This is a genomic window from Bacillus sp. FSL K6-1218 (genome assembly GCF_038006445.1).
Taxonomy (GTDB): Bacteria; Bacillota; Bacilli; order Bacillales; family Bacillaceae_G; genus Bacillus_A; species Bacillus_A thuringiensis_S.
The window spans coordinates 1,963,218-1,975,817 of the sequence record NZ_JBBOVE010000001.1; the positions used below are offsets into that span (position 1 = coordinate 1,963,218).

A 12,600-nucleotide genomic window follows, 5' to 3' on the forward strand; every position below is an offset into this window, starting at 1 on the left:
AAAGGGAAATTAATTGTTTAAACTTTACAAAGTATTCATCATAATAGGTTATGAAAATAATAATTAGGGATTGGGAAATATTCATAATTAACTCAATTTAACTTTTAAATTTGAAAATTAGGAGGTTCATAATGGGTAAACTATTAAATTTGTTTCGTGATATGAAAGTAGCAAAAAAGCTATTAATTTCATTCTTTGTAATTTTAATTGCGGCTGTGTCTATTATCGGAGGCATGTCTTATCAAACAGCCAAAAAGAATTTTGAATCACAAATTAAGAGTAGTGCCAACGATAATATAAAAATACTGGATAATTTAATCAATCAAATGATTGATGCAAAATTTAATGATGTGAATAATTTTGCACGGGTGATTCAGGGGAATATGTATCAAGGAGATAATCAGGATGAATTAAGAAAAATGTTATCTCAATATATAAATTTAAATAAAGATGTTGAACAAGTATATGTTGCCGGAAATGATAAAAAATTTGTACAAGAACCAAATATACAAATGGCAGCAGACTATGATCCAACAGAGCGTTCTTGGTATAAAGATGCAGTTGCAAAACAAGGTGGTATTGTTGTTACTGAGCCATATAAGGCAAAAGGAAATGGACATATTGTCGTAACAATCGCAAAACAAACAGAAGATAAAAATGGGGTTGTTGCGCTAGATTTAAGTTTAGATAATTTATTAAAAACATCAAAGTTAATTAATATTGGTAAAAAAGGATATGCCTTCATTTTAGATGGAAAGAAAAAAATAATTGCTCATCCACAAGAAAAGTCAGGGGAAAAAGCGGCTGATTCTTGGGCAAAGAAAATTTATGAAGATAATCACGGTGCTTTTTCATATTCTTATGGCGGTAGTGAAAAGAATATGGTATTTGCTACAAATGTAAAAACAGGTTGGAAAATTGGTGGGACTATGTACTCAAGTGAAGTAATTGAAGCTGCTCAACCTGTATTTTATAATATGTTAATTGTTATGCTTATCTCATTAGTAATAGGTGGAGCACTTATTTATTTTGTAACACTTTCAATTACGAAGCCTTTAAAGAGATTAGTTGTTACCTCTAAAGAAATAAGTGAAGGGGATTTAACGCAAACAATTGAAATTCATTCTAATGATGAAATCGGCCAACTTGCTAAAGGCTTTAATGAGATGACGAATTCGTTACGGACGTTAATCGGAAGAATTAACGATTCAGCTGGGCATGTTGCAGCGGCATCAGAAGAGCTAACTGCAAGTGTAAGGCAAGCAAGTGAAGCGACTGAGCAAATCACAATCGCAATGGATGAAATATCAAGTGGGGCAACGACGCAAACAACAAGCGTAGAAAATGGCGCTATGTTACTGTTTGATGTAACGGAAGGAATTCAGCATGTAGCAAATAGTTCATCATCTATTAATACGGCTTCTGCACATACTCGTGAAAAAGCAGAAGATGGTGGGAAACTAGTAGGAAGAACAGTAAACCAGATGCAGTCTATTGCAGAATCTGTGTCACAATCAGATGCAGTTATACAATTACTAAATAATAAATCAAAACAAATTGGTGATATTTTAGAAGTAATTCAAAATATTGCAGATCAAACAAACCTTCTAGCTCTAAATGCGGCGATTGAAGCTGCAAGAGCCGGTGAGCATGGAAGAGGTTTCGCGATTGTTGCAGATGAAGTGCGTAAATTGGCAGAGCAGTCTAGCGTATCTTCTAGTGAAATTAGTAAATTAATATGTGAAATACAAGATGATATGGGTAAGACAGTCAAATCTATGAATCATGTAAATGAGGAAGTTCAATCTGGACTTGTTATCGCAAATGAAACGAAGCAAAACTTTGCTGAAATTTTACAATCTACAAATGAAATAGCTAATCAAATTAAGACGATGGTTGAAACGGCTAATGGAATGTCAAAAGGGGCAAATGAAGTATCTATTTCGGTAGGACAAATTGCAATGACAGCACAAAATAATGCAACAAGCACACAAAATGTTGCGGCTTCAGCTGAAGAACAGCTAGCTTCGATGGAGGAAATTGGATCCGCAGCGGGCACGTTATCTCAAATGGCTGAAGAGTTACAAGGACTAATTGATAGATTTAAAGTTTAACAGAGAACAGGCTGTCCCTAAAATAGCAGTATGTATTGGGATAGTCTGTTTTATTATGTAAATTTAAATGTGGGATGTAGAGTCCTCTTATGACGTTTAAAATGGTATTTTGCATAATATTTGTCGAAAAATAGAGGTATTTGTTAGCTTTGTGTATAATTGTTAACCTATAGAATACAAATAAAAGGAGAGTATTATGGGAGTGTACTGGGGGACAAAAAGACATTCTTGGCTTAGTTACGTTTCATTTTGGCTAAGTATTTCATTTTTTATTGTTTTTCTAATTGAAGTGTTTATATTAAAAACACTTTCGAATAGCTCGGTGCAAATTGTTAAATATTTTTATTTTATACTTGTACCAGTAAATATTTTTCTTAGTTTAAAGTTACTATTTAAGAAGAATGAAAAGAAAGCGTTACCTATTTTTAGTTTCATTGTCTCATTATTATTCGCAATGTTAATAATCGTATTAGTTTTAGCAGCTATAGGGAAGTTCTTTTAAGGGGAGTGGTATAAGTCACTCTCCTTTTTTATTTGTGTTAGTCTTACTATATGTAAAAGTGTGAATGCTGTGAGCTAATAAAAGCAGACTGTAGACAATATTTGCATTGATTAAAGTCTGATGTTATTTGAACTTGTAAGAGGGTATGGAGTAATGAGGTAATATACATAATAATGGAGATAGAATTAGTTATTTTATAAGTATGTATGAAGCAAATGAATACGGTAAGAACGGTGATATATGGTACAATAGCTATGGATAGTGATAGAGATAAAGGGTATATAAAATACTCATCGTTTTTAGTAAGAGAGGGGTTATCTTATGCTATACGAGGATTTGGAGACATTATTTCAAACAGCTCCGAAAGAAGATAGAGGCGGATGGAAATATATAATCCAAGAACAAAATGATACATATAAAATTGTTGATGAAATTCTGAAAAATCAAATGAGTGTCGAATTGTATTTTAATGAATACGATGAGGTGAAAATCACTTTATATAAAGATGGAATTCCCATTACGACTATGCAAAGAATTGCGATTTCAAAAGTTGAATTAGACGAAGAGGAAGAGGGTATTCAATTTGTTTTAGAACGCATGCCTAGTCGAATGATTCGGTTGCAATTAAAGCCGTATTTAGCATTAGAAATGGGGCCGTACTGGGAAGTATGTGATGATTGTGAATGAACATAAAAAAGCATCCAATAACATGGATGCTTTTTTATGTTTTTTGAAGTTGTTTAAATGCAATGATTGGAAGTATAACAATACTTACCCATCCGATGATAGGATATAGAATGTGAAGTAAGTCACTGTAACCGATGTAACTAAAGCAATAACTAATTAGTAAAATAAAGAAAATAATATTGTTATTTTTCCACCCAGTAATAGATTGCATCTGTTTTGTCATTCCGAACACATTACCAACTAAAGTTGTGAAAACTTCACCGAAAATAATGAGAACGAAGAAGAAGTGAAAAGTTGCATTAAATCTTCTTATGACTTCAGCCATTGGGATGTTATATTGATAAAATTGATCGACTGATAAGATTGCTAAATGGCTGCATAATAAAATTAAAGAAAGTCCAGCACCCCCTAAAATCCCACCCCAAAAAATGGCTTTTCGATCCTTAACTTCACTGGCTAATGGGACGAGAACACTTTGGGCGAGAGAAAGATTTAAGGCGACATATGTAATAGGGCTAGTAATCCATTTCATATTCCAACTCTCTGCAGGAATAGTGTTATTAATGGAAGGTGTACCGTGAAAAAAGGTTGTAATAGCAAGTCCGATAATAAAAATCATCATAATAGGTACGACAAGTGTATTTACTTCAAAAACACCTTGTAATCCGCGGCTACTTATAATGAGACAAGCGATAACTGTAATGAGAATACCGAGTTGTCTTGGTAAGCGAAGTTGCTCTTCAAATACTGCACCAGCCCCTGATAACATAACGCTCGTTACGCCGAATAAAACGAGTAATAATAATGTGTTTACAACATTCCCAAATACATCCCCAAATAAATATTTGTTAAATTCTTGCGCTGAAAATGCCCCAATTTGCGATGAAAGTAACATCATCTTTGTGCCGAGCCAAATAAAAAAAAATCCACTTACACATATGCCAATTGTCCCGTATAATCCATTCACTGTGAAAAATTCAACAATTTCTCGTCCAGTAGCAAATCCAGCTCCAACGACAGTTCCGATATAAGTAGCAGCTACTTTCTTTGCTACTTGCCATTGTTGATTGTCCATGTTATCCCTCTTTCTACTATGATGAGCTTGATGTACTATTATGCATATGTATGAGCTTGGACAATTAGACGTATGAAGTGTTTGAAAAAATACATGAATTAAATGATATTAGGGAAGTATTAAAGGTGTTAAAACTTTGTTACATATAAGCCGATTGTTCGAAAGGAAAGGAAATGTATGGTAAAATGTAATTAGGTTATTAAAAGATAAACATTACAAAATGATAAGAGGAGTGGGTTGTATGAGTACGAAAACAAATGTTGTTGAAGTATTAAACAAGCAGGTAGCAAACTGGAATGTGTTATATGTGAAACTACATAATTATCACTGGTATGTGACAGGGCCACACTTCTTTACATTACATGAGAAATTTGAAGAGTTTTATAATGAAGCTGGAACGTATATTGATGAGTTAGCAGAACGTATTTTAGCTTTAGAAGGTAAACCATTAGCGACAATGAAAGAATATCTCGCAACATCTAGTGTCAGCGAAGGGACAAGCAAAGAATCTGCAGAAGAAATGGTGCAAACATTAGTGAATGATTATTCTGCACTTATTCAAGAATTAAAAGAAGGTATGGAAGTTGCGGGCGAAGCTGGCGATGAAACATCAGCTGACATGTTGTTAGCAATTCATACAACATTAGAACAACATGTATGGATGCTAAGTGCATTCTTAAAATAACGATAAATATATAGAAACCCATTGAAAAATTATTTCAATGGGTTTTTTTATGATTTTTCAGTTTTCTTTTATGCTATAATATAGTAAAAAGGAGGCGATGCGATGTTTCGCTTTTTCAGAACTGGAAAAGAAGAGCGGGAAATTACGAAAGATGAATTAGAACAAGCGATGGCTCAGTTTTTAGAAACGAATGCTAATATTGTTTATACAGTATTAGTAAATGACGATTATACAGTGAATTATGATTTGTTAAAACCGTATTTACCTGCATTTCCAACAAATGATTTTCTCATAACGAAGGAAACGCTTGAGGTATTTGAACATACAGCAGAAAATTTAAACCTAGTGAAAGAAATTGATGTCGTACAAAAAGCAGTAGATCAATACGTAACAGAAAAAGAAATGTTCCCAATTGTTGAAGGTAGCGAAGATCGCCTCATATGCGGAATGAAACTAGGACCTTACTTAAATCGTAGCTTAAAAAGAGACTTATATATTTCAGAAAAACATTATTTAGTTTCAAGTAAACCAGATAGAAAAAAACAAAAGAGCGGGTAGATGTAATGAAAACAACAATACATATATTGTTGTCTTTTTTTGTTTGTTAAAATATTGATTTTTCAGTCTATTTTTATTTATACTAAATGCATTGGACAGGGAAGAGTAACTATTAAGCATCATTCTGAGAATAAGATATTGTTAGCGTGGGTTATACAAAGTGGTATAAAGATTCGCAAAAAAATATTATAAAAGGTTTCGGGGGAATTGGTACATGAAAAATAGTATGACTTACATTCAATTATTAAATGAAACGCTACGTTGTTATGCAAATAAAGGAAGTTTTGAAGCGTACAATTATATAATGGAAAATGCTACAGGTGTAATAGGGAATGAGGCGCAAATATATAATTTTAAGTATGCGCTCGCAGGTGCATCGGGACTTGAAAAAGAAGCATTACATTTAATGAGAGAGGCCATTATAGAAAAGGGATTCTGGTATGGAAATGAGTATTTAATTTCGGACGATGATTTAAAATCACTACATAAATTTGAAGAATTTCATACAATGGTTCAATTATGTAAAGAAAGAGAAGAATTAGCATATAAAACGGAAAGACCAGACGTGAAATATATATACAGCAAGAAAGAGGGAAATCTACTACTTACATTACATGGTGATCAAGAAAATATTCAAATAGTAGAGCCATATTGGAAATCAGTTTTGACACAAGATTACACGTTAGCTTTACCACAGTCTTCACAAATTCAGTTTTCAGATGGATTTGTTTGGGATGATCTAGAGAGAGGGAAAGGGGAATTAAAAGAGCATTACAATAAGTTTATAGAAAATCATACAGTAGAAAATGTAATAATTGGTGGTTTTTCTACAGGGGCAAGAGTAGCTTTATATACGATTTTACAAAAAGATATAGATGTAGATGGTTTTGTTTTTATGGCACCCTGGCTTCCCAAGATTGAAGAATGGGATGAGTTGTTGAGTGTGCTGCAGGATAAACAGATAAAAGGATATATAGTATGCGGGGATCAAGATGAAGATTGTTTCGAATCCGTGCAGCAATTTGTACAACTATTAAGAGATAAGAATATAGAACATAAGTATAAAGTTGTGCCTGACTTAGATCATAATTATCCTATTAACTTTGATGAGCTATTAAAAGAAGCTATTGAATATATAGGAAATGAAAACAATAAGTAGTAAGAAAAAGAGATGCATCATATGTGATGCATCTCTTTTTAGAATTATAAATTAAAAGCATTTGCTAGTAAGCGATAAGACTTTAATTTATGTTCGAATTGATGAGTAATCGTGACAATCATAAATTCGTCAGTATTGTATGCTTTGCTTAAGTTTATTATTTTTTCTTTTACAGAAGACGGATCACCAACAATCATACGTTGACGATTTTCTTTTATACGGAATAAATCATAAGCGCTGTATGAATAATTTTGAGCAGTTTCAATAGAAGGTGTACCAGTAGTTCGTTTTCCTTGCTCTAATAATAAGATTGATAAATCTAAACTAGAAGCAATTTTTTCTGCTTCTTCATTTGTTTCTCCGCAAATAACAAAAATAGCAACGATTGACTTTGGTTTATCTCCTAAAAATGAAGGCTGATATTGTTCTTGGTAAGCCCTCATAACTTCAGGGCCTCCAAAGCCATTAATAAATTGTGCAAATGCGAAAGAAGCTCCGTTGTTTGCAGCAATTTTAGCGCTCTCTCCACTAGAACCGAGCATCCACATTTCAGGAGATGTTGGGATAACTGGAGTGGCTTTTAAGTTTGCATAATGATGGTTTTCTGGTACTTGATCATGTATGTACATTGCAACGTCTGCAATTTGTTCTGGATATTGATCAAGTGAGACCATTTTCCCTTCTTGAAGTGCGCGAGTTGCTATTGGCATACCACCAGGGGCTCTACCAACACCGAGATCGATACGATTTGGATACAGTGCTTCTAAAACCCGGAAATTCTCAGCAACTTTATATGGGCTATAATGCGGTAACATAACACCACCTGAACCTACTCTAATATGGTCCGTTTTCGTGGCAATATGAGAAATAAGTATTTCTGGACTTGAACCAGCTAAGCTTACGGAATTATGATGTTCGGATACCCAAAAACGTGTGAATCCGAGTTTTTCAACTTCTTGTGCAAGCGTAACTGTATGTGAAAAAGCTTGGGCTGCTGTGCTACCATCTGAAATAGGTGATTGGTCTAATACACTTAACTTGATCATAGAATATACCTCTCAATCTTAATGTACATCCTATTATATATTTACTTATGAAAAATGCGTAGCGAAATGCTCAAAATGAAAAGCGGATAATCTTATTTCCGTTTTTAACGAGAAAATCCGCGTTCATAATGATTCATTTCGACTAGATTTAAAATATATTCATAGTTGTCAATTTCACGTTTTAGCTGTTCACGTTCTTTTTCAGATAGTGTCATATTGCTAAGTTTTTTACATAAGTTTTGTTTCTTTAATTCTAAATGTTTTTTTGTAGCATGGTAGTCATAAGTATGTTTCATTTTTAACCACTCCTTCTTTGCAGTTGCTATATTATACGAAGCATAAAGAAATATGAAATCTGTCTCTTATGTATTTTTAGTGAATATTCAAATTGCAATGGTGTTATGTTTATGGGGATCTATGAATAAAATGCACTAAACCACTAACGTCCATTTGATGAAATAAGGGGTGGAATTGTGCAGAAAGATATAATGTATAACACTGAAATGGATGAAGCGTTAAAAGTTATAGATAAAGGATTGAAGAAGACGATAAATCCAAAACAAATTATTGTAGTGGGAGCTGGTATGGCTGGATTAGTTTCAGCATCTTTATTAAAGGCTGCAGGACATGATGTGAAAATTTTTGAAGCAAACAACCGGGTAGGTGGCCGTATAGAGACAGTTAGAATGGAAGATACCGGATTATATTTAGATGTTGGAGCAATGAGAATTCCGTATACGCATAGATTAACGATGGCATATATAAGAAAATTTGGGCTACAGGTGAGCCCTTTTATTAATAGGAATGAGACGGATATTATCTATGTAAATGGACGGAAAACGACGTTGAAACAATATGAAAAGGATCCGAGTATTTTAAGGTATCCTGTGGAAATGAACGAAGTGGGAAAAACGTCTGAAGAACTATTGTTATTAGCAGTACAGCCGATAATAAATTTTATTAAAAGAAATCCAGAGGAAAATTGGGATGTTGTAGTGAAGGATTTTGGGAGATATTCCACAGGACAATTTTTAAAGTATCACCCTTATCAGTATAATACTTACTTTTCGCCAGTAACAATTGAGATGATCGGTGTTCTATTAGATTTAGAAGGTTTTTTAGAACGGTCGTTTGTAGAGACTTTACGATTTCTATACATTATGCAAGAGGAGAGCGGATTTTGTGAAATTATGGGCGGGAATGATAGATTACCAAAGTCATTTTTACCGCAATTAGAAGAAAATATTATATATAATCAAAAATTAATGAAGTTACATCAACACGATAATGGTGTGACAGCTTTCTATCGGAACGAGGAAACTTTTGAATATAGTAGTATTACAGGAGATTTAGTTATTGTTACTATCCCGTTTTCGACAATGCGTTTTGTAGAAGTAGATCCGTTTGATTCTATATCTCATGAAAAATGGAAAGCAATTCGTGAATTGCATTACATGCCTGCGACGAAAATAGGAATTCAATTTAAAAGCAGATTTTGGGAAGAACAAGGGCAATTAGGTGGCAGAATTATAACAGATTTGCCAATTCGTTATGCCTATTATCCAAGTCATGGAATTGGAGAAAAAGGACCTGCTATGATGTTAGGTAGCTATACATGGTCTTACGATGCATTGTTATGGGATGGTTTATCAAAAGGCGATCGTATTTATTACGCCTTACACAACTTAGCAACAATATTAGATGGTCAAGTGTATGATGAGTTCATATCTGGAATATCAAAAAGCTGGACATTGGATCCGTATGCGCTTGGAGGATTTGCGCTTTTTCAAGCAGGTCAAGAATCTGAGCTACAACCAGCGATTGTCAAACCAGAGGGGAGAATATTCTTCGCTGGAGATCATACAACGCTATATCACGGATGGATTCAAGGTGCGATTGAATCTGGAATTCGTGTAGCGATGGAAGTGAATGAGTAAAATGTATTTAATTCAGAAAATTCTTTACTGTATAACTTGAGATGGATATTATTATATATAAAAGAATTATAGGGAGTGTTTACAGTGAATCCGTTATTATTCGATTTTCCTTCTGAATTTTATACTGACAGGCTTTTTATTCGAATGTCGAAACCAGGAGATGGTAAAGTTGTATATGATGCAATTCAAGCTTCAATACAAGAACTAAAACCTTGGATGGCTTTTGCACAAAAAGAGCAAACAGAGGAAGAAATAGAAGAGAGTATTAGAAAATCGCATATTCAATTTTTGCAACGTGAGGATTTAAGATTACTAGTATTTTCGAAAGAAACAGGTGAATTTATTGCTTCTGCCGGATTACATCGCATTAATTGGGATATACCTCAATTTGAAATCGGATATTGGATTGATACAAGGTTTGGCGGAAAAGGCTATATGGTAGAGGCTGCGAAAGGTATAACGGATTATGCTTTTTCTGAATTGAAAGCAAACCGTGTAGAAATTCGTTGTGATTCTCTAAATAAAAAGAGTAGAGCGATACCTGAGAAATTGGGCTTTAAATTAGAGGGGATTTTAGAAAGTGCGAGTGTTGCAGTAGATGGAAATGGATTAAGGGATATGTGTGTATTTGCAATGACGAGAAATACATATAAAAAAGAAGAGCTGTAAGAAACAGCTCTTCTTTTTGTGTATTATGGTACAGGATGTCCATTAGAGCTTTCGAAAATTGTAAACCATTGTTGACGATCTAAGTTAACGTTTGTAGCAAGAGCGGCCGTTTTTACACGATCTAATTTACCAGATCCAACGATTGGTATCATGTTAGCTGGATGCGCAAGTAACCAAGCATACATAACCGTATCGATACTAGTAACACCGAGCTCAGTAGCAACTTTTTGCACAGTTTCACGTACACGTACGGCGCGTTCTGATTGACCAGTAAAGATTTCCCCACCAGCAAGAGGTGACCAAATCATTGGATTGATTCGTTTTTCTTGGCATAAATCAATTGTCCCTTTTTGAAAGTGCTCAAGCTGCAATGCAGAAACTTCAATTTGGTTCGTAATAAGCGGGAAATCTAAGTAAGAACTTAACATATTAAATTGTGAAGGTAAGAAGTTAGATACACCGAAGTGACGAACTTTTCCGTCTTGTTTTAATTGTGAAAATGCTTTTGCCACTTCATTTGGATCCATAAAAGGGTCGGGACGATGAATAAGTAATACGTCAATATAATCTGTATGTAAATTTTTTAGTGATGCTTCTGCACTTTGAATAATGTGCTCTGCACTAGTATTGTAGTGAGCAACATATCGCTCTGGAAATTTTGGTGATGGGGGAGCGATTCCACACTTTGTAATAATTTGCATGTTTTCTCGTAAGGAAGGCTTTAATTGTAAAGCTTCTCCAAACAACCCTTCACACGTATATCCGCCGTAAATGTCAGCGTGATCAAAAGTAGTAATTCCCATATCCATACAATCTTCAATGAAAGAAAGTAATTCTTGTTTCGTCATATTCCATTCTGCTAAACGCCAAAATCCTTGAATAATACGAGAGAATTCTAGCGTTTCATTCATTTGAACTCGTTCCATTATAAGTACCCCCTTGATGAATGATTATTATTTTGAAAAGGCTTTCTTACTACGTATTATTATATAGTTTGGAGGGCGTACATACAATAAATATGTTTTGCTAAAAAAATGATTTTCTCTATATGCTATAATGTAGAAACATATAGCTATAAGGAGATGTAAGGAATGATTCCAGTAACAATATTAACTGGTTTTCTTGGATCAGGGAAAACGACTTTATTAAATCGTATTTTATCAGAAAATCACGGTAAGAAATTAGCGGTGATTGTAAATGAAATAGGACAAATTGGCATTGATAATCAGTTGATTATGAATGTGGAAGAAGAAATTATGGAAATGACAAACGGTTGTCTATGTTGTACTGTACGTGAAGATTTACTTGTTGCTTTAAAACAGTTACTGGACGTAAAAGCAGAAGGGAAAATGGATTTTGATGGTTTAGTAATTGAAACGACTGGCCTTGCAAATCCAGGGCCGATTATTCAAACATTCTTTTTAGATCCAGTCATTCAATCTGCATACCAAATTAATGGTGTTGTAACGGTGGTAGATAGTTATCATATACATAAACATTTTGAAAAAGGATTAGAAGCAAAAGAGCAAATTGCGTTTGCTGATGTCGTTTTAGTAAATAAATTAGACTTAATTGAAGAGAGTGAGAAAGAAAATCTCTTGCATGAAATTCAAGGAATTAATCCGACTGCAAAGTTAATCGAGGCGACTAACTGTGAGGTAGATATACCATCTTTATTACAAATTCAAACGTTTAAAACGAAAGATACGTTGCAAATTTACCCTCATAAAGAACATAACCACTTAGAAGGTGTGAAATCATTTGTATTACGTGAAGAACGTCCGCTAGATTTACAAAAGCTTAATGAGTGGATGTCAGCTGTCGTTCAAGAGCTAGGGGAATATTTATATCGTTACAAAGGAATTTTATCGATAGACGGAGTAGATAAACGTATCGTTTTCCAAGGTGTACATACGTTATTTGCCGCTTCGTACGATAGAGAGTGGCAAGAGGGCGAAGAGCGAGTAAGTGAAGTAGTTTTTATCGGAAGAGATATTAATAAAGAGTGGTTCCAAGAACATTTTCAGGAGTGTGTGAAATAAGTCTGCGTAAATTGCAGGCTTATTTTTTATGAGCATTCTATTAGAATGCAAAACAGAATTAAATAAGGAAAAGAAACTAAAAATTGATAAAGTGAAACTTTAATCAGTGGGGGGGGTTGTTCATCC

13 protein-coding genes are annotated in these 12,600 nt (G+C 34.0%); 9 read left to right on the plus strand and 4 right to left on the minus strand.

Annotated elements, in window-relative coordinates; genetic code table 11:
• Nucleotides 1–131 precede the first annotated feature (131 nt).
• The 3 genes from MHI26_RS10095 to MHI26_RS10105 all read left to right on the plus strand — a co-directional run bounded on the left by MHI26_RS10095 (nt 132) and on the right by MHI26_RS10105 (nt 3,303).
• The gene (locus MHI26_RS10095; RefSeq protein ID WP_000517285.1) at nt 132–2,114 is read left to right on the plus strand and encodes a HAMP domain-containing methyl-accepting chemotaxis protein; all 1,983 of its coding nucleotides are present in this window, start codon (nt 132–134) and stop codon (nt 2,112–2,114) included.
• A gap of 196 nt (nt 2,115–2,310) precedes the next feature.
• Nucleotides 2,311–2,616 carry a hypothetical protein gene (locus MHI26_RS10100; RefSeq protein ID WP_061667468.1) on the plus strand — a complete coding sequence of 102 codons (306 nt, stop codon included), beginning with the start codon at nt 2,311–2,313 and terminating at the stop codon, nt 2,614–2,616.
• 321 nt (nt 2,617–2,937) lie between these two features.
• Nucleotides 2,938–3,303: a DUF3979 family protein gene (locus MHI26_RS10105; RefSeq protein WP_000965065.1), complete on the plus strand. Its 366-nt coding sequence runs from the start codon at nt 2,938–2,940 to the stop codon at nt 3,301–3,303.
• 34 nt (nt 3,304–3,337) lie between these two features.
• Here MHI26_RS10105 and MHI26_RS10110 read toward each other — a convergent pair whose 3' ends face one another.
• On the minus strand, nt 3,338–4,378 hold the full coding sequence (locus MHI26_RS10110; RefSeq protein WP_000370209.1) for a YkvI family membrane protein: 1,041 nt from the start codon (nt 4,376–4,378) through the stop codon (nt 3,338–3,340).
• Between the two features lie 241 nt (nt 4,379–4,619).
• Here MHI26_RS10110 and MHI26_RS10115 point away from each other — a divergent pair, with 241 nt between their 5' ends.
• The 3 genes from MHI26_RS10115 to MHI26_RS10125 all read left to right on the plus strand — a co-directional run bounded on the left by MHI26_RS10115 (nt 4,620) and on the right by MHI26_RS10125 (nt 6,780).
• Nucleotides 4,620–5,063 carry a Dps family protein gene (locus tag MHI26_RS10115; RefSeq protein ID WP_000105199.1) on the plus strand — a complete coding sequence of 148 codons (444 nt, stop codon included), beginning with the start codon at nt 4,620–4,622 and terminating at the stop codon, nt 5,061–5,063.
• 102 nt (nt 5,064–5,165) lie between these two features.
• Nucleotides 5,166–5,621: a DUF3939 domain-containing protein gene (locus MHI26_RS10120; RefSeq protein WP_000488205.1), complete on the plus strand. Its 456-nt coding sequence runs from the start codon at nt 5,166–5,168 to the stop codon at nt 5,619–5,621.
• Between the two features lie 214 nt (nt 5,622–5,835).
• Nucleotides 5,836–6,780 (plus strand): alpha/beta hydrolase, encoded by a 945-nt coding sequence (locus MHI26_RS10125; protein WP_000798309.1) that lies wholly within the window; start codon nt 5,836–5,838, stop codon nt 6,778–6,780.
• A gap of 44 nt (nt 6,781–6,824) precedes the next feature.
• Here MHI26_RS10125 and MHI26_RS10130 read toward each other — a convergent pair whose 3' ends face one another.
• Both MHI26_RS10130 and MHI26_RS10135 read right to left on the minus strand, forming a co-directional pair.
• Nucleotides 6,825–7,826 carry an LLM class flavin-dependent oxidoreductase gene (locus MHI26_RS10130; protein WP_000594050.1) on the minus strand — a complete coding sequence of 334 codons (1,002 nt, stop codon included), beginning with the start codon at nt 7,824–7,826 and terminating at the stop codon, nt 6,825–6,827.
• Between the two features lie 104 nt (nt 7,827–7,930).
• Nucleotides 7,931–8,122, minus strand: coding sequence for a DUF3896 domain-containing protein (locus MHI26_RS10135; RefSeq protein WP_000683368.1), 192 nt, complete (start codon nt 8,120–8,122; stop codon nt 7,931–7,933).
• A gap of 177 nt (nt 8,123–8,299) precedes the next feature.
• On the opposite strand from MHI26_RS10135, the gene MHI26_RS10140 reads away from it, so the two are divergent.
• Together MHI26_RS10140 and MHI26_RS10145 are read left to right on the plus strand one after the other, a co-directional pair.
• A complete protein-coding gene (locus MHI26_RS10140) occupies nt 8,300–9,763 on the plus strand; it encodes a flavin monoamine oxidase family protein (RefSeq protein WP_061667469.1) in 1,464 nt (487 codons plus the stop codon).
• An 84-nt stretch (nt 9,764–9,847) separates the two neighbouring features.
• Nucleotides 9,848–10,432: a GNAT family N-acetyltransferase gene (locus MHI26_RS10145; protein WP_061667470.1), complete on the plus strand. Its 585-nt coding sequence runs from the start codon at nt 9,848–9,850 to the stop codon at nt 10,430–10,432.
• A gap of 23 nt (nt 10,433–10,455) precedes the next feature.
• Here MHI26_RS10145 and MHI26_RS10150 read toward each other — a convergent pair whose 3' ends face one another.
• Nucleotides 10,456–11,358, minus strand: coding sequence for an aldo/keto reductase (locus MHI26_RS10150; RefSeq protein WP_061667471.1), 903 nt, complete (start codon nt 11,356–11,358; stop codon nt 10,456–10,458).
• 165 nt (nt 11,359–11,523) lie between these two features.
• Here MHI26_RS10150 and MHI26_RS10155 point away from each other — a divergent pair, with 165 nt between their 5' ends.
• Nucleotides 11,524–12,474, plus strand: a complete 951-nt coding sequence (locus tag MHI26_RS10155; RefSeq protein WP_000613427.1) for a CobW family GTP-binding protein — start codon at nt 11,524–11,526, stop codon at nt 12,472–12,474.
• The last annotated feature ends 126 nt before the right edge of the window (nt 12,475–12,600 follow it).